19 protein-coding genes are annotated in these 20,140 nt (G+C 71.7%); 8 read left to right on the top strand and 11 right to left on the bottom strand.

Annotated features, from left to right (window positions below; genetic code table 11):
* Positions 1–1,290 (bottom strand): ergothioneine biosynthesis protein EgtB, encoded by a 1,290-nt coding sequence (gene egtB, locus ACFFR3_RS44045; protein WP_364369463.1) that lies wholly within the window; start codon positions 1,288–1,290, stop codon positions 1–3.
* Positions 1,287–2,474 carry an ergothioneine biosynthesis glutamate--cysteine ligase EgtA gene (egtA, locus tag ACFFR3_RS44050; RefSeq protein ID WP_379485080.1) on the bottom strand — a complete coding sequence of 396 codons (1,188 nt, stop codon included), beginning with the start codon at positions 2,472–2,474 and terminating at the stop codon, positions 1,287–1,289. The genes egtB and egtA overlap by 4 nt, the downstream gene beginning before the upstream one ends.
* Before the next feature lie 111 nt (positions 2,475–2,585).
* Between egtA and ACFFR3_RS44055 the strand changes: the two genes are divergently transcribed.
* On the top strand, positions 2,586–2,882 hold the full coding sequence (locus ACFFR3_RS44055) for an anti-sigma factor family protein (protein ID WP_379485081.1): 297 nt from the start codon (positions 2,586–2,588) through the stop codon (positions 2,880–2,882).
* Here ACFFR3_RS44055 and ACFFR3_RS44060 read toward each other — a convergent pair.
* Both ACFFR3_RS44060 and ACFFR3_RS44065 read right to left on the bottom strand, forming a co-directional pair.
* Positions 2,848–3,108: an anti-sigma factor family protein gene (locus tag ACFFR3_RS44060; RefSeq protein ID WP_379485082.1), complete on the bottom strand. Its 261-nt coding sequence runs from the start codon at positions 3,106–3,108 to the stop codon at positions 2,848–2,850. The two genes, ACFFR3_RS44055 and ACFFR3_RS44060, sit on opposite strands and share 35 nt — an antisense overlap.
* 59 nt (positions 3,109–3,167) lie before the next feature.
* Complete coding sequence (locus ACFFR3_RS44065; protein ID WP_345400154.1) at positions 3,168–3,806, bottom strand: RNA polymerase sigma factor; 639 nt, start codon at positions 3,804–3,806, stop codon at positions 3,168–3,170.
* 183 nt (positions 3,807–3,989) lie between these two features.
* On the opposite strand from ACFFR3_RS44065, the gene ACFFR3_RS44070 reads away from it, so the two are divergent.
* Positions 3,990–4,538, top strand: a complete 549-nt coding sequence (locus ACFFR3_RS44070; RefSeq protein ID WP_345400151.1) for an NUDIX domain-containing protein — start codon at positions 3,990–3,992, stop codon at positions 4,536–4,538.
* An 18-nt stretch (positions 4,539–4,556) separates the two neighbouring features.
* On the opposite strand, the gene ACFFR3_RS44075 is transcribed toward ACFFR3_RS44070, so the two are convergent.
* A complete protein-coding gene (locus ACFFR3_RS44075) occupies positions 4,557–5,588 on the bottom strand; it encodes a TerC/Alx family metal homeostasis membrane protein (protein ID WP_379485083.1) in 1,032 nt (343 codons plus the stop codon).
* A gap of 211 nt (positions 5,589–5,799) precedes the next feature.
* Between ACFFR3_RS44075 and ACFFR3_RS44080 the strand changes: the two genes are divergently transcribed.
* From ACFFR3_RS44080 to ACFFR3_RS44090, 3 genes are read left to right on the top strand one after another with little or no spacing between them, the layout of a single operon-like run.
* Positions 5,800–6,426, top strand: a complete 627-nt coding sequence (locus ACFFR3_RS44080; protein WP_345400142.1) for a TetR family transcriptional regulator — start codon at positions 5,800–5,802, stop codon at positions 6,424–6,426.
* On the top strand, positions 6,423–6,623 hold the full coding sequence (locus tag ACFFR3_RS44085) for a ferredoxin (protein ID WP_345400139.1): 201 nt from the start codon (positions 6,423–6,425) through the stop codon (positions 6,621–6,623). Before ACFFR3_RS44080 ends, ACFFR3_RS44085 begins: the two co-directional genes overlap by 4 nt.
* Positions 6,624–6,625: 2 nt before the next feature.
* Positions 6,626–7,900 (top strand): cytochrome P450, encoded by a 1,275-nt coding sequence (locus tag ACFFR3_RS44090; RefSeq protein WP_364369446.1) that lies wholly within the window; start codon positions 6,626–6,628, stop codon positions 7,898–7,900.
* Here ACFFR3_RS44090 and ACFFR3_RS44095 read toward each other — a convergent pair.
* On the bottom strand, positions 7,897–8,907 hold the full coding sequence (locus ACFFR3_RS44095; protein WP_364369443.1) for a LacI family DNA-binding transcriptional regulator: 1,011 nt from the start codon (positions 8,905–8,907) through the stop codon (positions 7,897–7,899). The genes ACFFR3_RS44090 and ACFFR3_RS44095 overlap by 4 nt on opposite strands.
* A gap of 237 nt (positions 8,908–9,144) precedes the next feature.
* On the opposite strand from ACFFR3_RS44095, the gene ACFFR3_RS44100 reads away from it, so the two are divergent.
* From ACFFR3_RS44100 to ACFFR3_RS44110, 3 genes are all read left to right on the top strand, one after another.
* Positions 9,145–9,750: a hypothetical protein gene (locus tag ACFFR3_RS44100; protein ID WP_345400136.1), complete on the top strand. Its 606-nt coding sequence runs from the start codon at positions 9,145–9,147 to the stop codon at positions 9,748–9,750.
* 181 nt (positions 9,751–9,931) lie between these two features.
* Entirely contained in the window at positions 9,932–11,074 is a 1,143-nt protein-coding gene (locus ACFFR3_RS44105; protein WP_345400133.1) for a beta-1,3-glucanase family protein, read from the top strand.
* Between the two features lie 59 nt (positions 11,075–11,133).
* On the top strand, positions 11,134–13,155 hold the full coding sequence (locus ACFFR3_RS44110; RefSeq protein WP_379485084.1) for an alpha-glucuronidase: 2,022 nt from the start codon (positions 11,134–11,136) through the stop codon (positions 13,153–13,155).
* A 23-nt stretch (positions 13,156–13,178) separates the two neighbouring features.
* Here ACFFR3_RS44110 and ACFFR3_RS44115 read toward each other — a convergent pair whose 3' ends face one another.
* The 5 genes from ACFFR3_RS44115 to ACFFR3_RS44135 all read right to left on the bottom strand — a co-directional run bounded on the left by ACFFR3_RS44115 (position 13,179) and on the right by ACFFR3_RS44135 (position 20,117).
* On the bottom strand, positions 13,179–13,868 hold the full coding sequence (locus ACFFR3_RS44115) for a DUF624 domain-containing protein (protein ID WP_345400127.1): 690 nt from the start codon (positions 13,866–13,868) through the stop codon (positions 13,179–13,181).
* A 250-nt stretch (positions 13,869–14,118) separates the two neighbouring features.
* A complete protein-coding gene (locus tag ACFFR3_RS44120; RefSeq protein WP_345400124.1) occupies positions 14,119–15,762 on the bottom strand; it encodes an ABC transporter substrate-binding protein in 1,644 nt (547 codons plus the stop codon).
* Positions 15,763–15,811: 49 nt separating this feature from the next.
* Positions 15,812–16,690, bottom strand: coding sequence for a carbohydrate ABC transporter permease (locus ACFFR3_RS44125; protein WP_345400121.1), 879 nt, complete (start codon positions 16,688–16,690; stop codon positions 15,812–15,814).
* The gene (locus ACFFR3_RS44130) at positions 16,687–17,673 is read right to left on the bottom strand and encodes an ABC transporter permease (protein WP_364369428.1); all 987 of its coding nucleotides are present in this window, start codon (positions 17,671–17,673) and stop codon (positions 16,687–16,689) included. Before ACFFR3_RS44130 ends, ACFFR3_RS44125 begins: the two co-directional genes overlap by 4 nt.
* Entirely contained in the window at positions 17,670–20,117 is a 2,448-nt protein-coding gene (locus ACFFR3_RS44135; protein ID WP_446686067.1) for a beta-xylosidase/alpha-l-arabinosidase, read from the bottom strand. Before ACFFR3_RS44135 ends, ACFFR3_RS44130 begins: the two co-directional genes overlap by 4 nt.
* Positions 20,118–20,140 lie beyond the last annotated feature (23 nt).

Genomic DNA, 20,140 nt, shown 5'->3' on the forward strand with positions numbered 1-20,140 from the left:
TCAGGTCTCCGGCCTGGCGCACCGGAAGCCGGTGAAGATCTGCCGGCGGATCGGGTAGTCCCAGTTCCTGAACGTGGTCCGCACCGCCGCCGGGTCGGCCGCCCACGAGCCGCCCCGCAGCACCCGGTACTCCTCGCCGAAGAACACCTCGCTGTACTCCTTGTACGGAAAACTGCGGAACCCCGGGTAGCCGTTGAACCAGGACCCGGTCCACTCCCACACGTCCCCCACCATCTGCTCCACCCCGTACGCCGAGGCCCCGCCCGGGTAGGCGCCGAGGGGCGCGGGGTGGGAGGCGCGGTGGCCGAGGTTCGCGAGGGCGGGCGTGGGCTCGGTCTCGCCCCACGGGTAGCGCCGGGAGCGCCGCCGCTCGGGGTCCCAGCCGCACGCCTTCTCCCACTCGGCCTCGGTGGGCAGCCGCTTGCCCGCCCAGCGGGCGTAGGCGTCGGCCTCGTACCAGCAGACGTGCTGGACGGGCTCGTCCATGGGGAGCGGCTCGGTGCGGCCGAAGCGGTTGCGGTACCAGGTGCCGCCGTCCCTGGTCCAGAAGAGCGGCCCGGTGGCGCCGCTGGTCTGCCGCCAGTGCCAGCCCTCGGGGGTCCACCAGCGGGGGTCGTCGTAGCCGCCGTCCTCGATGAAGTCGGCGTACGCGCGGTTGCCGACGGGCAGCCGGTCGATCCAGTAGCCGGGCAGGTCCACCCAGGTGGCGGGGCGCTCGTTGTCGTAGGCCCAGGGCAGCGTGTCGGTGCCCATGAGGAACGGCCCGGCCGGCACGTGCACCTCCTCGGGCCCGCCCGCGCGTCCCTTGGGCAGCTCGCCGTCCTGGACGAGGCCGGGCTGCCCGGACAACTGCAGGGTGGCCAGCATCGTCTCGTCGTGCTGGTGCTCGTGCTGGATGACCAGGCCGAAGACGAAGCCGTCGCGGTTGAGCGGGCTGGGGTCGTCCAGGTCGATGGCGTCCAGCACATCGAGGACGCGCCCGCGCACGCCCTCGATGTAGCGGCGGGCCTCGGCGGGGCCCAGGAAGGGCAGGCTCGGGCGGTCCTTGCGCGGGGTCTTGAACGCGTCGTAGATGTCGTCGATCTCGGGGCGCAGCGGCGTGATGCCGCCGGCGGCCCGCAGCACCCACAGCTCCTCGTAGTTGCCCACGTGCGCGAGGTCCCAGACGAGCGGCGACATCAGCGGGGAGTGCTGGCGGACGAGCAGGTCGTCGTCGGCCTCGGTGTAGGCGAGCGAGCGGTCGCGGACCGCGAGGAGTTGCGCGGCGATGCGTTCCTTGGCGTCGGTCATAGCAGTCCTTCGAGGGTCAGGTCGGCCGCCGGCGAGCGGCCGGTCGTCACGTGCCGGTCGGCGAACGCGGCCACCGCGCCGGCCAGGGCGGCGTCCGCGCCGAGCCGGGGCAGGGCCTCCAGCGCGGCCCTGAAGCAGGTCTCGGCGGCCCGGCCGATGCGCGAGTCCGCCAGCCCGCACCGCGCCGCCGCCTCCCACGCCTGCCGGTGCGGCTCGACGGCGGCCATCGCGGTGTCGGCGGCCCTGTCGTCGGTGACGAGCGCGTACGTCACCGCCGCGCACACCGGCCAGGCCGACGGGTGCTGCGCGTCGAGGTAGCGGATCTCCAGCCAGCCCCGGGGGCGTACCGGGGGGAAGACGGTGGTGGCGTGGTAGGCGAGGTCCTCGGCCGTGGGGCGGCGGGGGCCGGCGCCGTCCAGCCAGTCGCGGAACGTGGAGCCGTCGCGGATCGTGCGGTAGTGGTCGTCGCCCTCGCGTACCAGCATGAGGCGGGCGTCGAGCAGGTATTCCGCCCAGTCGGCCGCGGGGTCGCCGGTTCTGGGGACGGGTACGGTCCTGGTGGGGTCGAGGTTGTCCCAGACCGCCTGGCGGCCGGACATCCAGCCGCTGGGCCGTCCGTCGCTCAGCGGCGAGTTGGCGAAGGCGGCGAGCAGCATCGGGCCGAGCGCATGGGCACGCTCCCAGCGAGCGGCGGGGCGGTCCCCCAGGTCCAGGTTGACCTGGATGGAGGCGGTCGAGCACATCATCAGCGCCCCGTACGGGCGGCCGAGGAACTCCGCCATGGCGTCGTACCTGGGGAGCGTGAGCTGGCGGCGGGCCGGGCGCACGGGGTCGAGCCCGACCCCGGCCAGCGCCAGCCCTTCGGCGTCGAGGGCGTCGCGGACCGCCGCCACGTCGGCGGCCAGCGCGGTCAGCATCAGCGGGAGCGATCCCGCGGGCCCGGACAGCTCAAGCTGGCCGCCGGGTTCGAACGTCACCTTGCTCCCGCCCGGCAGCCGGGCCGGCAGGGCCCGCTCGACCCTGGACACCGGCACCTGCCCCGTGACGTCCGTACGGTCGAAGACCAGGAACTCGAGTTCCACGCCCACGCGGTCACCCGCCGATGGACGGAAGCTGTTGCGCGCGAAGTCGGCCACCTCTGAGGCGTCCCGCAACGGTGCGCTCTCGGCCGTGACACCGATCATCGTCCTCCCCTCGCCGGTCAGTACGGAGCTACAGATCCGCGAGGCGCCAGAACGTTACGCACAAATCGGGGTGTAACGGATAAAGCGGGCTGAGAACTAGGTCACATGGGCATGAAGCGACGGCGAGGAGGCGGAGCGCGGACGTGCGAGCACGTGCTCGCCTCGCTGACCGACTACTTGGAAGGTGCGCTCCCGCCGGCCCGGCACCGCGCCGTGATGCGGCACCTGAACGCCTGCCCCGGCTGCGCGCGCCGGCTCGACCAGCTGCGCGCCACGATCGCCGCGCTCGGCTGCCTGCGCGCCGGCACGCTCACCCCGGCCGTGCTCGCCGCCCTGCACGCCGGATTCGCCCGCGAGCGCGAACGAAATCCCGCTAGACGCCGCGGCGCTCGCGGAAGGCGACCATGAGACGGTCGCGGACCCCGGCCGACAGCTTCTCCGGCGGCTGGTCGCCGAGCGCCCTGATGGTGGCGCGGAACTGCTCGAAGTAGCGCTCGCACCACTCGCACCCGGCCAGATGGGCCTTGATGCCGTCGCGGGCGAGCCGATCGAGGGCCCCGTCAAGGTAGGCGGTGAGGAGTTCCGCCAGCTCGTCGCAGGTGAACCGCTTCACGACGTGGACCGCCCTTGTCATTGAGATGAACCGCTTCACTTCATTGTCGCCGCTCTTCGCGCCAGATGGGACAGGCGACGTCATTCCGGTTGCTTGACCGAGTCGTAGTAGTCGGCCAGCCAGCCGCGTACGGCCGTGCGGGCGCGGTGCAGCAGCACCCGCTGGTTGGCCGCGGAGATCTCCAGGATCTCGCAGACCTCGTCGGAGGTGCACCCCTCGACGTCGCGCAACGTGATGACCACCCGCTGCCGCGGCGGCAGCCGCGCCAGGGCCTCCGCGATCAGCGTGCGCACCTCGGCGGCCAGCGCCTCGCCCTCGGGCGTCGGCCACCAGCCCGGGTCGCCCCAGCCGCCGGGCAGCGGCCCGGGCCCGAACGCCCCAGGCTCATAGGGCTCGCCGTCGGCCCCGAACGTGCTCCACGGCAGCGTGCGGCTCTCCCGCACCCCGCGCTTCTTCGCGGTGTTGACGAGGATGCGGTAGACCCACGTCTTCACCGACGACCGCTGCTCGAACCCGTCGATGCCGTCGATGATCGCCAGCCACGTGTCCTGGACGACCTCCTCCGCCGAGTGGTCGGTGGACACGTAGGACCTGGCGACCCGGAGCATGCCCCGTGACCAGGTGTCGAGCAGCACCGCGAACATCGCCTCGTCGCCCGCGCGCAGGGCCGTGACGACGACCTCGTCAGGTGGCAGCCCTCCGCCTGCGCATGACCCCACGATCGCTTCCCCTCCGGTCGGACGCCGGGACGCCCAGGACCCCCGTGCCGCCCCTCCGCGAAACGGCGCAGCCCAGGGTAGCCTCCCCCACTGACGTTTCCCCCGAGCGCCCGGCTCTAGCCCTACCGGTGCGTATCGACGAGGAGAGTGGGGATAGGAGCGGTGAGCGGTGAGGAGAATCCCATGCGACGGCGGTCGGAGCGATTGCTCTACGCGGCGAACGGGGTCGGCCTCGGGGTCGCCGACGTCGAGCTGACCGGTGGTGAGCGCGTCGAGCGGCCCTTCATCAGGACGCCGCAGGCGGCCGGCGCGGTCGTCTTCCACGACGGGCGGGTGCTGCTGCTGTGGCGGCACAGCCCCATCACCGACACCCGCGGCTGGGAGATCCCGCTCGGCGACGTCGGCCCGGGCGAGGAACCTGCGGAGGCGGCGGCCCGCCACGTCGAGGAGCAGACGGGCTGGCGGCCCGGCCCGCTGGTGCCGCTGATCCGCACCAGGCCGGCCGGCGACGTCGCCGACTGCGAGCACGTCGTGTTCGCCGCCCACCAGGCCACCGAGCTGCCCGGTGGCCCGGAGAAGGGCGAGGGCGACGAGGAGCGCGGGCGGGCCGAGTGGGTGCCGATGCTGCGCGTGCAGGGGCTCATCGAGGAGCAGGCCATCACCTCCGCCACCACCTCGGCGGCCCTGCTGCACTTCCTCGCCGACCTCCTCCAGGCCCGCGCCGCCCACTAACCGGTCACTGACCGCCCCCTAGACGTGCCGCTCGGCCTCTTCGAGCGGTTGCCGCGGCGCGCGCCGCCGTTCGCGGCGGTTGGCGAGCAGGCTGGTCGCGGTGACCGTGGCCAGGACGCAGACGATGACGCCGAGCGAGAGCGGCGTCGGGATCTCCGGCACGCCGGGCCAGACGCCGTGCGCCCAGTGCAGGATCAGCTTGACCCCGATGAAGGCCAGGATGACGGCCAGCCCGTGGTTGAGGTGGCGCAGCTTGGCCAGCACGCCCTGCAGCACGAAGTACAGCGCGCGCAGGCCGAGCAGAGCGAACGCGTTGGTGGCGAACACCAGGAAAGGGTCCTCGGTGACGCCGTACACCGCGGGCACCGAGTCCACGGCGAAGACGATGTCGGTGGCCAGGATGGCGACCGCGGCCAGCGCGAGCGGGGTCAGCGCCATGCGCCCCTTCTCCCGGACGACCAGGCGCGAGCCCCGGTAGCCTTCGGTGACGGGGACGAACCGGCGTACCAGGCGGACCGTGCGCATGGAGGAGATGTCCACCTCCTGCTGCTCCCCCGCCATCACGTCCTTGACGATCTTGCCGGCGGTCAGGATGAGGATCCCGCCGAACAGCAGGAACGCCCACGTGCCGCTCTGCAGCGCGGCGGCGCCGAGCCCGATGAAGATCGCGCGCAGGACGAGGGCGCCGACGATGCCGTACAGCAGCACCTGCCTGGCCAGCGCGGACGGCACCGCGAAGGCGGCCAGCAGCAGCATGAACACGAACAGGTTGTCGACGGACAGCGACTTCTCCACCACGAACCCGGTGAAGAACTCCACCGCCACGCCGCCCCCGTGATCGGCCCACAGGTAGAAGCCGAAGAGCACGGGCAGCAGCAGGTAGAACACCGACCAGCCGGCCGCCGCGCGCACGCTCTCCTCGCGCGGCCTGCGGGTCAGCAGGAGATCGAGCGCCAGCAGCAGCACCAGGGCCGCCACCGTGATCGACCATAGGGCCGGTGAGGCGATGGTGCGCAGCTCGACGGCATGCGAGAACAACCCCGCGGACATGGGAAACCTCCCTCGAACGTACTTCTCCCGTTCGAGGTCTCCTTCACCCTGGGGGTGGCCGCCCGGGGACGCGCGGACGTCCGTACTGACCGGGCCGACTCTTGCGAAGTACTCCCCTCGCCGCGTTCAGCGTAGATGAGATCAGGACCCCGGGCCACCCCCGGCCCCGGTGCACTTGACGCGGCAAATGAACGACTTTTTAAATTCGTTCATGGGACGCATCCCCGGAGTGACCGCCGCCGAGACCCGTGAGCGCCTGCTGCGCGCCGCCGCCGACGCCTTCGCCGAGCGCGGCTACGACGGCACCCGCGTGGCCGACATCTCCGCCGCGGCGGGCGTCAGCAACGGCGCCCTGTACGCCCACTTCGGCTCGAAGGCCGACCTGATGGTGGCCGCGCTGCGCGCGCACGGGCGGCGCATGCTGGCCGGGCTGTTCGCCGCCGACCCCGACAGGTCCGCCACCGACCTGCTGCTCGCCCTGGGGCGCGGCCTGCCGCGCCGCCGCGACGCGCAGGGCAACCTCATCGTGGAGGCGCTGGTCGCCGCCCGCAGGGACGACGACGTGGCCGCCTCGATGCGCGACTACCTCGGCGAGCGGGCGGGCTGGATCGCCGACCTCGTACGCGTGGCGCAGGCCGACGACGAGATCGACCCCGGCGTCTCCGCCGACGCGTTCGCCCACTTCTGCACCCTGCTCGCGATGGGCAGCGCGCTCGTCACCTCCGACCTGCATCCCGTGGACGACGAGGAGTGGACGGCGCTGCTCGTCCGCATCATCGCCGCCCTCGCACCGACCGGCTCCACCGACCCGACACCACAGACGGAGGCCACCCCGTGAAACTGCACATCGACCCGGAGCGCTGCCAGGGCCACGGCCGCTGCTACGACCTCGCACCCGAGCTGTTCGGGGAGGACGGCGAGGGCTACGGCACGGTGCTCGGCGACGGCCTGGTGGCGTCCGGGCAGGAGCGGGCGGCCCGCCTGGCCGTCTCCAACTGCCCCGAGCACGCCATCGACACCGGTGAGGGATCCTGACGATGACCGTGGACGACCGCTTCACGGCGGGCCCGCAGGAGGCGTCCGAGGTGCCTGAGGGCACGCGGAGCGAGATCGTCACCGGCCCGGTCTCCGACTGGGCGACCGACTTCTCCCACCTGGAGCCCGAATGGGCGGCCGACCCGTACCCGATCCTGGACGACCTGCGCGAGCGCTGCCCGATCGCCCGCACGGAGCGGTTCGGCGGCGGCTGGCTGCCGACGCGGTACGCGGACGTGGCCGCGGTCGCGTACGACACCGAGCGGTTCTCCTCGCGCGCGATCATCATGGGCAACGTCCGGCCGCCGCGCGAGCTGGCCCCGATGGGCGACTCGCCGCCGATCTCGTCCGACCCGCCGTTCCACCACCACGCGAGGAAGCTGCTGCTGCCGGCGTTCACCAAGTCGGCGGTGGCCCGGCGGGAGGCCGCGACGCGCGCCTACTGCCACGCCCTCGTGGACACCCTGGAGGGTCTGCCGGTCGTGGACGCCGCCCGCGACTACGCCCAGCACATCCCGGTCCGGGTGATCGCCGACATGCTGGGCTTCCCGCCCGAGGACGGGCCCCGGTTCCGGCGCTTCATCGAGAACGTGCTCGAAGGCGTCAACAAGCCGGCCGAGGAGCGTACGGCGGCCCTGGACGAGCTGTACGACTACCTGCTCGACCAGATCCGCGACCACGTCGACCACCCGCGCGACGACCTGACCACCTACCTGGTGAAGGCCGAGCTGGGCGGGCACAAGCTGGAGGCCGCGCACGTCGCCGGCACGATGGCGCTGCTGCTCATCGCGGGCATCGACACGACGTGGAGCGCGATCGGCGCCTCGCTGTGGCACCTCGCGAGGACGCCGGCCGACCGCGAGCGGCTGGTCGCCGAGCCCGAGCTGCTGCCGACCGCGATGGAGGAGCTCCTGCGGGCGTACGCGCCGGTCACCATGGCCAGGCTGGTCAAGGAGGACATGACCTGGAACGGCGTGCGCATGCGGGCCGACGACTGGGTGCTGCTGTCGTTCCCCTCGGGCAACCGAGACCCGGCGCAGTTCGAGCGGGCCGGCGAGGTGGTCATCGACCGCGAGGCGAACCGGCACGCCGCCTTCGGCCTCGGCATCCACCGCTGCGTCGGCTCCCACCTGGCCCGCATGGAGCTGCGGGTCGCGCTGGAGGTGTGGCTGGCCCGCATCCCGTCGTTCGAACTGGCCGACCCGGCAGCGGTGACGTGGTCCACCGGCCAGGTACGCGGCCCCCGCACCCTCCCGCTCCGGCTGGGCGCCCGCTAGCGCGCGGTCGCGGACGTGGAGGCGCGGGCCATCAGGTCGGGCTGGAAGATGACCTGGCGGTGCTCGTGCTCGCCCGGCCGGTTGGCCTCCTCCAGCAGCAGCATGGCGGCCGTGCGGCCGATCTGCTCGCGCGGCTGGCGGACCGACGACAGCGGCACGGCGGCCGCCGCCGCGAAGTCGATGTCGTCGTAGCCGATGATCGCCAGGTCGTCGGGGACCTTCAGCCCGCGCAGCGTCATCTCCTGCAGCACGCCGATCGCGACCAGGTCGTTGGCGCAGAACACCGCCGTGGGCCGGTCGGCGGGCGGCCGGGCGGCGATCTCCTGGCCGACCGTGCGGCCGGTGGCGACCGTCAGGTCGGGCAGCGGGATCTCGGTGAGCGTGTCGCCGGGGCCGAGCGCGGCGGCCAGCCCGTCGCGCCGCTCCCGCACCTGGCGGACGGTGAACGGGCCGCCGGCGAAGGCGATGTGGCGATGGCCGGCCGCGCGTAAGTGGTTGCCCGCCAGGCGCCCGCCGAGCACGTCGTCCACGGCGACGGAGCAGCCGTTGCCGTGGCCGGCCGAGCTGTCGAAGCGCACCACGGGGATGCCGCGCGCGACGAGCCTGCCGAGCCGCTCCTCCTCGCCGCTGTCGTTGACCGGCGTGATCAGCACGCCGAGCGGCCGCTGCTCCTCGAACGTGTCGAGCAGCCCCGCCTCCCTGGAGGCGTCCTTGTTGCTGTTGAACACCATGACCGTGAGGTCGGACTGCTGGGCCGCCGTCTCGACGCCGCGCAGGACGTCGATGAAGAACGGGTTGCCGAGGTCGAGCGCGACCACCCCGATGGTGCGGCTGCGGCCGGCGCGGAGCTGGCGGGCCGAGCCGTTGCGGACGTAGCCGAGCCGCTCGATGGCCGCCTGCACCCGGCGCCTGGTGTCGGGGGCGACCAGGTCGGGCCGGTTGAGCACGTTGCTCACGGTGCCTACGGACACCCCGGCGAGCCGGGCGACCTCTTTGATGCTCGACATCGTTCCTCGTGTCCCGTGAGCGGCGCGACCTGAACCGCGACCTGAACGACGTGTCCGGGCCGGTGCGGATCGTTCCAGGTCGTGAGCCCGTCGTCGGTGCGATCATAGCGCAGCACCCCCGAACGGCCCCTGCGTCGTTCGTCCCCGCTTGACCGCGATCATCTTTCGTGCCTAGATCGAGAAACCCGTCCGTCCCCCCACCCCCCGGAGGACACTCATGGCACGAACGCGTACGCCGTGCTGAGCGAGCGGCCCGGTCCGGCCGGTGCGCGGCGGCGGCGGGTGCTGGGCGTCTCGGCGTTGCTGGCGGGCGTGCTGCAACTGGCGGTGGCCGGGGTGCTGATCGGCGTCCCGGGCAGCTCGCCGACGCTCGATCCGCTGACGTTCCCGTACGAGGAGGACGCGCGCGGCCGGCGCCCGCTGTCCGCCCTCAGCCCCCGCCCGATCGCCACCCCGACCAGCGCCCTCAGCGGCGCCCCCAGCGGCGCCCCCAGCGACGGCCAGAACGGTGCCCCGACGAGCGCCCCGACCGGCAGCCCGACCGGCAGCCCGACAAGCGGCCCGCGTATCGGCGCGATCACATCAGCGCCGTCCTCCCCCGCCACCGCCGGCCCGAAGCCGTCCACGCGGGACGGCGGCTCGGCCCGGCCGCGGTCGCGCGAGGGCGAGGCGGTGCCGCCGCGTGCGGCGCGTACGTCGCCCCGCGAGGTCTCGGTGCTGGCCCCCGAGACGCCGCCGCTGGTCGCCGGCCGCCGCCCGGCCATGACGCCGCGCCCGTGGCGCACCCAGGCCCCATCCGGCCTGGTCCAGGGCCACCAGGCAGCACCCGCCGCCGGCCGCTAGCGCGGGCCGGCGGGAGGCCCGGCGGAGGGCGGAGCAGGGCGCGGCCCCGCGAATCGGTGACGACCCTTCATACCGGTCTTGACAGTGCGCCATTACAGGAAAGAAACTTAACCGAAACTGACGAGAGAGCGCTCTCTCGACCCTTCGCTCTCTCGAAGCGCACCCCCCGAGGAGTCGAACGATGATCACCAGAAGGGCGCTGCTGGCCGGCGCGGCGGCCACTCCCGTACTGGCCCTCGCCAAGCCCGCCCAGGCGGCCACGTCGCTGCCCATGACCGTCGTCAACCACACCTTCCGCTACGCCAACAGCCAGATCTGGCTGTACGTCGTCGGCACCGACCAGGCCACCGGCAATCAGGTCTTCGCCCGCGCCGACGGCACCAAGGTGCCGGTCTCGCTGTCGCACAACGGCCCCGACGGCTTCGCCGACCTGTCGATCCCGCTGGCCGCCGGCGGCGACACCCGCATCACGCTGCCCTGGATGTCCGGCCGCGTGTACGTCTCCATCGGCCAGAAGATCAGGTTCAGGGTCGTCATCGACGGCAACGGCCGCCCCGCGCTCCAGCACCCGGCCGGCTGGGTCAGCTCTGACCCCAGCTACAACGTGCTCCACGACTTCATGGAGTTCACCTTCAACAGCGGCGGCATGTTCTGCAACACGACCATGGTCGACATGTTCTCCATCCCGATGGAGCTCAAGCTGGACGGCCGCACCAGCCAGGTCTCCGGCACGCTGGTGCCGAACGGCCGCGACCAGATCTTCGCGGGCGTGGCGGCGCAGCCGGCGTTCCGCAACCTCGTCGTGGGCGACCTGCGGGTGATCGCGCCGGGCCACGGCATCGACTCGGGCCTGTTCTCCGGCAGTTACCTGGACCCGTACATCAACGACGTGTGGAACTCCTACACCGGCAGGAACCTGCGCGTGGTGGCCAACGGCGTCACCTACACCGGGCGGGTGCAGGGCGGGCAGTTCGTCTTCGACAGGGGCATCCGCTCGTTCGCCAGGCCGAGCACCCGCGACGTGTTCTACTGCAACGGCGCCCTGCACTCCGAGGGGATCTCGGGGCCGATCGCGGCGATCCTCGGGGCCGCGTTCAACCGCACGACCCTGCTCAGCCACCCCGACCAGCCGGTCACCGACCGGTCGCAGTACTACCGCACCTCGCTCACCAACCACTACGCCCGCGTCCTGCACGCCAACACCCGCAGCGGCAAGGCGTACGGCTACCCCTACGACGACGTGGCCGACGGCTCCACCTACATCGAGGACACCGCGCCCACCGCGATCAGGCTCCGGCTGACGCCCTTCAACGACGCTGCCTGAGGGCGGTTCGCGGGGCGGCGATAGATTCGCTCCTTGGAGTTTGACCTAAGGAGCCCCCCGTGACCGTTCCCCATGTCGATGACGTCCATCCGGCCTGGCTGCCCCCCGAGGCGTTCCGTGCGCTCGGCGCGCGCCGCGTGCTCGTGCTCGCCGACGCCTCGGAGGTCGCGGAGACCGTCCGGGCCGAGGTGGCGGACGCCTGCGCGCGGCACGGCGGCGCCGTGGCCGCGCCGGGCGAGCCGTACGACCTCGTGCTCGCGCTGACCTCCGACGGCTCGCTGCCCGCGGCCGCGCAGGCGGTCAAGGGCCCCGAACCGGGTGCTGAGGGCTTCCTGCTGGCCCGCTCCGGCGGCGTGACCGTGGTGCTGGCAGATCAGCCGGCGGGCCTGCTGTACGGGTTCTTCGCGGTGGTCAGGCTCGGCGAGGCGGCGTTCGAGGGCGACCGCCCGGCCGAAACGCACCGGCCCGCCCTGGCCAGGCGCATGCTCGACCACTGGGACAACATCGGCGTGCACCCCGTGATGGGCCAGGTGGAACGCGGCTACTCGGGCGGCTCGATCTTCTGGCATGACGGCGTCCTGCACGAGGACCTGACCCGGGTACGCGCCTACGCCCGGCTGCTGGCGGCCACCGGCGTCAACGCGGTCGCGGTCAACAACGTCAACGTGCACGCCACCGAGGCCCGCCTGCTGACCGACCGGCTCGGCGAGGTGGCCGCGCTGGCGGCCGAGTTCCGCGCGTACGGCATCCGCGTGCACCTGTCGGTCACCTTCGCCTCCCCCATCGTGCTCGGCGGCCTGGAGACGGCGAACCCGGTGGAGGAGGACGTGCGCGCGTGGTGGGCGCGGACGACGGAGCGGGTCTACGAGACGATCCCCGACTTCGGCGGTTACGTGGTCAAGGCCGACTCGGAGGGCCAGCCCGGACCGTTCGCGTACGGGCGCGACCACGCCGACGGCGCGAACATGCTGGCCGACGCCCTCGCCCCGCACGGCGGCGTGGTGCACTGGCGGGCCTTCGTCTACAACCACCGCCAGGACTGGCGCGACCGGAAGACCGACCGCGCCCGCGCCGCCCACGACCACTTCTCGCCGCTCGACGGCCGGTTCAGGGACAACGCGATCCTCCAGGTCAAGTACGGCCCGATCGACTTCCAGACGCGCGAGCCGATCTCCCCGGTGATCGCCGCCATGCCGGCCACGAAGCTCGCGGTGGAGCTGCAGGTGACGCAGGAGTACACCGGCCAGCAGCGGCACGTCTGCTATCTCGCGCCGATGTGGAGCGAGGTGCTCGGGTTCCGCTTCTGGGGCCCCGGCGAGCGGGCGGTGGCTGACGTGACGACGAGCGGCGGTCTCGTCGCGGTGTCGAACGTGGGCGACGACCCCTACTGGACCGGGCATCCGCTGGCCCAGGCCAACCTGTACGCCTTCGGCCGCCTGGCCTGGAACCCCGGCCTCGACCCGGCGGCGATCCTGGACGAGTGGATCGGGCTCACGTTCCCCAAGGGCGGCGAAGGGCTGCGGGAGACGCTGCACGGCATGATGGACGGCTCGTGGCGCACGTACGAGCGCTACACCGCGCCGCTGGGCGTCGGCTTCATGGTCAGGCCAGGCCACCATTACGGCCCTGACGTGGACGGCTACGAGTACACGCCGTGGGGCACCTACCACTTCGCCGACCGCGACGGCGTCGGCGTCGACCGCACCAGGTCCACCGGCACCGGCTACACCGGCCAGTATCCCGCGCCGTGGTCGCAGGTGTACGAGTCACGCGCTGAGTGCCCCGACGAGCTGCTGCTGTTCTTCCACCACGTGCCGTACGAGCACGTGCTGCAGAGCGGCACCACGGTCATCCAGCACATCTACGACACCCACTTCGCCGGCGCCGAGGAGGCCGCCGAGATCAGGGCGCTGTGGGCGAAGCTGGAGGGCGACGACGTGGTGGATCCCGCGCTGTACGCCCGCGTACGCGAGCGGCTGGACGAGCAGGTGCGCTCGGCGGAGGAGTGGCGCGACCAGATCAACACCTACTTCTTCCGCAAGTCGGGCGTGCCCGACGCGCACGGCAGGACGATCCACTAGGGCGGGCTCCTAGGGGCGGGCTCCTAGGGGCGGGTGAAGCGCTGTCGCACCTCGGTGATCATGGCGCGGCTGTTCCACAGGAGCGTCGCGGTGAGCACCGAGGCCAGCAGCGCCAGCACCGCCTCCGACGCGACCAGCACGACGCCGCCCGCCACGATGAGCAGGCAGGCGTTGGCAAGGGTGGCGGCGGGGAAGCGGCCGAGCGCGTACGCCGCGAGCTTGGCGACGTCCACCGCCCTGAAGGCGAACAGCGAGGTGATGACCAGCGCGTTGGCCACCCACAGCGTGCCGCCGGCGGCGAGCACGATCAGCAGGGCGCCCCACCAGCCGGGCACCCCGGCGGCGGCGAAGTTGGCCAGGTTGGTGCCGGCCAGGGCCAGCACGAGCAGCCAGGGCACCCAGATCTTGAGCGCGGCGCCGAAGTTGAGCCTGTAGCCGCGCCAGAACGCGGTGGCCGGGCTCAGCTCGGCGAGGTCGCCGCTGCGGTGGCGCAGGGCGTAGAGGGCGGCGGACAGCGCGGGGCCCACGGGCAGCAGGCAGGCCGCCATCAGCGGGACGTTGCTGGCGTCGCGGTCGAGCAGCACCAGCGCCACCAGTCCTGGGACGGCGGTGAGCAGGACGAGCAGCTCGACGATCAGCAGCGTGTAGATCAGCGCGGAGCCGCGCGACAGTGGGCCGGTGCCGAACTTCCGCGAGGTCGTCAGGTCGCTCATCGCGTGTGGTCCTCCGAGGCGAGACTTTCCCGGAGGATACCGATCCCTCCGGATTCGGGCGCGCGGGCGGCCGGGACCGCCCCGGCGCTCGCGCCCGGGCGACCGGGCCGTCCGGGAGCGGGCGCGGGGGTGGCCGAGCGTCCGGGAGCGGGCACGGGAGCGGGGGTGGCCGGGAGCGGGCGCGGGAGCGGGGTGGCCGGGCCGTCCTGGTGCGGTGCGGAGGGCCCGGCCGGCGGGGAGGTCGGCCGCGTCAGCTGCCGTGCTCCTTCTTGAACCGCTCGTACGCGCCGTTGACCAGCGTGACGTACTGGGTGGCGCCCTTGCCCTCGACCTCCTTGACGTAGGCGTCCCACTCGCTGAGGTCGCGCTGGCCGAGGATGAACTTGAGCGTGTTCTGGGTGACGTGGTCCTTCAGCGGCGTCTCCCACAGGGAGGCCTGCTCGCGCTCCTCCTCGGTGAGCGGCGCGGGCGGCTCGACCGGCCAGGGCTTCCTGGCATTCATCACGTTCTGGAACTCGATCTCCTCCTCCGAGAACGTGGACTGCAGCAGCTCGGTGGAGCCGCCGTAGGCGAACACGCCGTTGCCGAAGCCGAAGTCCTTCTGCAGGTGCTTGGGCGCGCCGGCGTTGAGCCCGACGTAGTCGACGTCCTTGGTGAGCTTGTACTTGCCGGACTCCTTGGTGAAGGTGACGCCCTCGACGCCCCACTTGGCGAACTCCTGGCCGGCGTCGGAGTACCAGAGCCAGTCGATGAACTGCATCATGGCGACGAAGTTCTTGTTCTCCACGGCCTTCTTGGAGATCATGATGCCGTTCTCCAGCCGGGTGGCGATCTTGTACTCGCCGATGGGGCCGATCGGGACCGGGATCTTGACGATCTTGGCGTCGGGGTCGTTCTCGTTCAGCGGGCCGCGAAGGTCGTTGATCAGCGTCTGCGCGTTGGTGCTCATCACGAACGACTTGCCGGAGACGAACTTCTGCTTGGCCGCGTCGTCCTGCTGGGTGAAGCTCTCAGGGTCGAGCAGCTTCTCCTTGACCAGCTTGTTCAGGTACTCGATCGTCTGCTTGTAGCCCGGCATGGTGCCGGTGTAGACGAACTTGCCCTGCGCCTGGTCGAACGTGGCGTGCTGGTACTCCCAGCCGCCCTTGCTGCCGTACGCCTGGGCGATCAGCTTGATCAGGTTGCCGCCCGGCGTCGGCACGCCCCAGCGGTCCGTCATCGGATAGAGGTCGGGGTACTCCGCCTTCATCGCCTTGAGCATGGCGTAGAAGTCGTCGAGCGTCTTCGGGACCTCGAGCTTGAGCTTCTCCAGGATGTCGGTGCGCACCGCGAAGGAGTAGTCGGCCCAGGCCGCCTCGTGCAGGCCGGGCAGCAGGTAGATGCGGCCGTCCGACTGCATGATCGAGTTGAGCTCCGGCTGGAGCTGCCACTTGGCGACCTTCTCCTGGAAGTTCGGCATGAGGTCGAAGTACTCGCTGACCGGCAGGATCGCGCCGGAGGAGACGAACGCCTCCTCCGACGGGTGGTACGTCTTCGGGATGATCAGCGGGGCGTCGCCGGCGCCGATGATCAGGCTGCGCTTCTTCTCGTAGTCGCTGAGCGGCACGGTCGTCGGCTGGATGGTGACGTTCGTGCGTTTGGTGAGCTCCTGCCAGAACAGCCAGTCGTTCTTGAGCGGGTAGAACGGATGGTTGTTGTAGAGCATGCTGAACGACACCGGTTCGGTGGCCTTGAACTGCTGGCCGACGGCGAAGCCCGCCATCGAGCCGGCCTTGTTGGCCGCCGTTTCCGCGCCCTTCGCCGGGGTCTCGCCGTCGCTGCCGCAGGCCGTCAGGGCGAGGGAGGCGAAGGCACCGAGACCGATGATCGCCTGACGCCGCGAGATGTCGCGCATTGGGGGGATTCCTTCCCGTGATTCTGCTGGGTAGAGGGGGGCGGGGACGTCAGCCCTTGACCGCGCCGAGCATGACGCCGGAGACGAAGTACCGCTGGACGAACGGGTAGATCAGGAGGATGGGCAGGACGGTGAGCACGATCGTCACCGCCTGGATGTTGGCCGCCGCCTGGGTCACGTCGCTCGCCACCGCTCCATAGGAGTCGGCGCCGGTCGCGCCCGCGATGAGGTTGCGCAGGTAGACGGTGACCGGGAACAGCTCGGACTCGTTCATGTAGAGGAACGCGGGGAACCAGGAGTTCCAGAACGAGACCGCGTAGAACAGGATCATCGTGGCGATCACCGCCTTCGACAGCGGCAGCACGATCTTCCACAGGATGCCGTACGTGTTCAGGCCGTCGATCGCGGCGGCCTCCTCCAGGTCCTGGGGCAGGTTCTCGAAGAACGCCTTCATGACCAGGAGGTTGAACACGCTGATCGCGTTGGGCAGCACGATGGCCCAGATCGAGTTCTTCATGCCGAGGCTGGTGATCAGCACGTAGTTGGGGATCAGGCCGCCGGTGAAGAACATGGTGAAGACCGCGACGCCGATGAGGAACGTCCGGCCCTTGAGGTGTTTCTTGGACAGCACGTACGCGTAACAGGTGGTCATCACGATCGCGATGAACGTCGCGACGACCGTGTAGACGATCGTGTTGCGGTAGTTCGTCCAGAACATCGGGTCAGAGGCGACGATCTTGTACGTGGTCAGGTTGAACCCCTTGGGCAGCAGGTTCACCTCGCCCGCGCTGATCGCGCTCTGGCTGCTGAACGAGCGCGCCAGGATGTTGACGAACGGATAGAGCGTCACGATCACGACGACGGTCAGGATGAGAGCGTTGAACCACTGGAAGACGCGGTAGCCCCGGGTCAGGTCGTGCGTAGTCACCACAGGCTCGTCCCAACTGTGCGACGGGAGATCACATTGGCCGAGAGGATCAGCACCAGGCCGACCAGCGCCTCGAACAGGCCGATCGCCGCCGCGTAGCTGAAGTTGCTGGCCTCGAGGCCCATCCGGTACAGGTACGTCGAGATGACGTCGGCCGTCGGATAGGTCAGCGGGTTGTAGAGCAGGAAGACCTTCTCGAAGCCCACCGCCATGAACGTGCCGATGTTGAGGATCAGCAGCGTGACCGCCGTCGGCCGGATGCCGGGCAGCGTCACGTGCCAGATCTGCCGCATGCGGCCGGCGCCGTCGATCCTGGCCGCCTCGTAGAGCTGGTCGTCGATGGTGGTCAGCGCGGCGAGGTAGAGGATCGTGCCCCACCCGACCGTCTGCCAGACCTCCGAGCCGACGTAGATCGTCCTGAACCAGTCGGGGTCCTGCATGAAGGAGACCTTCTCGCTGCCGACGAAGTCGAGGAAGGCGTTGATCGGCCCGTCCAGCGCGGTGATCTGCATGACCAGACCGGCCACGATCACCATCGACAGGAAGTGCGGCAGGTAGGTCACCGACTGCAGGAACCGCTTCAGCGTGCGCCGCCTGACCTCGTTGAGCAGCAGCGCCAGCACGATCGGCAGCGGGAAGCAGAAGATCAGCGTCAGCGCGCCGAGGACGAGGGTGTTGGTGAAGACGTTCCAGAACGTGGGGTCGTTCAGGAACAGCTTCACGTAGCGCAGGCCCACCCACTCCTCGCCGAAGATGCTGCCGCCCGGCTCGAACTTCCTGAACGCGATGACGTTGCCGATCATCGGCGCGTACCGGAAGATCAGGAAGAACAGCAGGGGCAGGATCGCCAGCGTGTAGAGCTGCCAGTCGCGGCGCAGCGCCCGCCGCCACGAGCCGCTCTTCTCGCGGCGGCGGCGGCCCGGCGCGGGTTTCTCCTTGGCCGGCTGCGGCCTGGCCGGACTCAGCGTGTCGGGTGTGCTCATCCTCGGCCCTCCGGGGGGTTGCGATCGATCTGCGCCGGCGCCTGGAGCCGGCGGCCGTGGCCGATGTCGCGTACGTCGCCGGTGAGGCGCAGCGGCAGGGTCGCCACGGTCTCGGCGCACGAGCGGCCGAGCCGCAGCTCGACGTCGCCCGGCTCGACGATGCGCCGGCCGTGCGTCCCGGTGAAGGACGTCGCGTCGGCCGGCACGGTGAAGCTCACCCGCGCGCTCTCCCCCGCCTCCAGCGGGACGCGCGCGTAACCGATCAGGCGGACCACGGGCCTGGTGGTCTGCGCCACGGGGTCGTGCAGGTAGAGTTGGACGACCTCGGCGCCGGCCCGGTCGCCGCTGTTGCGCACGGTGACCTCGACCCGCACCTCGCCGTCCACCGGCCAGTCCGTGACGCCGTCGCCGACCTGAGCCTCGCTCCACTCGTACGTGGTGTAGCCCACGCCGTGGCCGAACGGGTAGGCGGGCGTCGGGTCCACCGACGACACCTGGGTGCGGCGGCCGAGCGGCGGCGCGAGATAGGTGGCGGGCAGCCCGCCCGCGTCGCGCGGGACGCTGACCGGCAGGCGGCCGGTCGGGTTCACCGCGCCGGTCAGCACCTCGGCCAGCGCCTGGCCGCCGCGCTGGCCGGGGAAGAAGCCGAACAGCACGGCCTTGGCCGCGTCCGTCTCCTCGCCCAGCGCGTACGGGCGGCCCGCGAGCAGCACCAGCACGACCGGCGTACCGGTCGCCAGCACCGCTTGGACCAGCTCCGCCTGCACGCCGGGCAGCCGCAGGTCGGTGGCATCGCAGCCCTCGCCCGACGTGCCCCGCCCGAACAGCCCTGCGCGGTCGCCGACGGCCACCACGCACACGTCGCTGTCCTCGGCCAGCGCCACCGCCTCGGCGATGCCGGAGGTGTCGGCGCCGCTGATGTCGCAGCCGGGGGCGTAGGCGAGATCGGGCACCAGTCCGGCGAGCGCCTCGCGCAGGGACGGGATCTCCAGGCCCAGCCCGTGCTCGGGGTGCGGGCCGACGTGCGCGGGGAAGGCGTAGCAGCCGAGCATCGCCATCGGATCGTCGGCCACCGGTCCGACCAGCGCCACCCGCTGCCCTGCCGCCTGTCCGGCCTCGCCCGCCTGCACCGCCGCCTGTGCGGCCTGGCCCGCGTGCGCCGCCGCCCGTCCGGTTTGTCCCGTTCGCAGGGGCAGGACGGCGTCATCGTTGCGCAGCAGCACGATCGCCTCGCGCGCCAGTCGTAGCGCCAGCTCCTGGCTCTCCTCGTCGTCCAGCCGCACCTCGTCGGCCGGGCCGGGCAGCGGCTGCCAGTCCGGGTCGAGCAGGCCGAGCTCCGCCTTCTGCGTCAGCACGCGGCGCAGCGCCCGGTCGATCAGTGCCTCGTCCACGGCGCCCGCCTTGACCGCGTCCACCAGCGGGGCGCCGAACGTGTCCACCGTCGGCAACTCCACGTCGATGCCCGCCCGCAGCGCGAGCCCCGCCGCCTGCCCGCCGTCGGCGGCCACGCCGTGCAGCCGCTCCAGGAACCGGACGGCGAAGTAGTCGGCGACCACCGTGCCGTCGAAGCCCCACTCGTCCCGCAGCAGGCCGGTGAGCAGGCTCTCGTCGGCCGCCACCGGGACGCCGTCGATCTCGGCGTACGAGTTCATCACCGAACGCGCCCCGCCGAGCCGCAGCGCCATCTCGAACGGCGGCAGCACCACGTCCGCCAGCTCCCTGGCGCCCATCGGGACCGGCGCGAGGTTCCTGCCGCCCCTGGAGGCGGAGTAGCCGGCGAAGTGCTTGAGCGTGGCCACCAGACCGGCGCCCTCCAGGCCGCGGACGTAGGCGGCGCCGACCGTCCCCACCAGGTACGGGTCCTCGCCGATCGTCTCCTCGGTGCGTCCCCAGCGGTAGTCCCTGGTCACGTCCACCACCGGCGCGAGGCCCTGGTGGATGCCCGCCGCGCGCATCGAGCGGCCGATCCTGGCCGCCACCTGCTCGACCAGCTCGGGGTCGAACGAGGCGCCCCAGCTCAGCGGCGCCGGGTAAACCGTCGCCCGCCACGCCGCGAAGCCCGTCAGGCACTCCTCGTGGACCTGCGCCGGGATGCCGAACCTGCTGGCCCGCACGATCTCCTCCTGCGAGGCCGCGAGCGAGCGAGCGCCCGCCACCGGGTCCACCGGCGCGGTGCCGAACGGCCTGGTCAGCTGACCCAGGCCCTGGCTGATGGCCTCGGGCCACTCGGGGCCGCCGCCCATGTCCGTCTGGTGCGGGGCGACGCCGCCCCCCGAGGCGTCGGCGCCGACCCACACCCCGACGAGCTGGGCGACCTTCTCTTCCAGAGTCATCAGAGGGATGAGGGCCTCGGCCCGCTGGGCGGGGGTCAACCGCGTGTCCCGCCACTGCTCGCGCTCGCCGGACTCCGCCGAGCGCGTGTCATCTGGTTCGTGGCCCCTCATGCCGTCCCTTCGCCCATGCCCTT

Source organism: Nonomuraea salmonea (genome assembly GCF_042428605.1).
GTDB classification, from domain to species: Bacteria; Actinomycetota; Actinomycetes; order Streptosporangiales; family Streptosporangiaceae; genus Nonomuraea; species Nonomuraea salmonea.

Excerpts from the sequence above, each read along its gene's own strand:
- egtB (WP_364369463.1), bottom strand. The coding sequence starts at position 1,290 with ATGACCGACGCCAAGGAACGCATCGCCGCGCAACTCCTCGCGGTCCGC.
- egtA (WP_379485080.1), bottom strand. The coding sequence starts at position 2,474 with ATGATCGGTGTCACGGCCGAGAGCGCACCGTTGCGGGACGCCTCAGAG.
- ACFFR3_RS44055 (WP_379485081.1), top strand. The coding sequence starts at position 2,586 with ATGAAGCGACGGCGAGGAGGCGGAGCGCGGACGTGCGAGCACGTGCTC.
- ACFFR3_RS44060 (WP_379485082.1), bottom strand. The coding sequence starts at position 3,108 with ATGACAAGGGCGGTCCACGTCGTGAAGCGGTTCACCTGCGACGAGCTG.
- ACFFR3_RS44070 (WP_345400151.1), top strand. The coding sequence starts at position 3,990 with ATGCGACGGCGGTCGGAGCGATTGCTCTACGCGGCGAACGGGGTCGGC.
- ACFFR3_RS44075 (WP_379485083.1), bottom strand. The coding sequence starts at position 5,588 with ATGTCCGCGGGGTTGTTCTCGCATGCCGTCGAGCTGCGCACCATCGCC.
- ACFFR3_RS44080 (WP_345400142.1), top strand. The coding sequence starts at position 5,800 with ATGGGACGCATCCCCGGAGTGACCGCCGCCGAGACCCGTGAGCGCCTG.
- ACFFR3_RS44090 (WP_364369446.1), top strand. The coding sequence starts at position 6,626 with ATGACCGTGGACGACCGCTTCACGGCGGGCCCGCAGGAGGCGTCCGAG.
- ACFFR3_RS44095 (WP_364369443.1), bottom strand. The coding sequence starts at position 8,907 with ATGTCGAGCATCAAAGAGGTCGCCCGGCTCGCCGGGGTGTCCGTAGGC.
- ACFFR3_RS44105 (WP_345400133.1), top strand. The coding sequence starts at position 9,932 with ATGATCACCAGAAGGGCGCTGCTGGCCGGCGCGGCGGCCACTCCCGTA.
- ACFFR3_RS44115 (WP_345400127.1), bottom strand. The coding sequence starts at position 13,868 with ATGAGCGACCTGACGACCTCGCGGAAGTTCGGCACCGGCCCACTGTCG.
- ACFFR3_RS44120 (WP_345400124.1), bottom strand. The coding sequence starts at position 15,762 with ATGCGCGACATCTCGCGGCGTCAGGCGATCATCGGTCTCGGTGCCTTC.
- ACFFR3_RS44130 (WP_364369428.1), bottom strand. The coding sequence starts at position 17,673 with ATGAGCACACCCGACACGCTGAGTCCGGCCAGGCCGCAGCCGGCCAAG.
- ACFFR3_RS44135 (WP_446686067.1), bottom strand. The coding sequence starts at position 20,117 with ATGAGGGGCCACGAACCAGATGACACGCGCTCGGCGGAGTCCGGCGAG.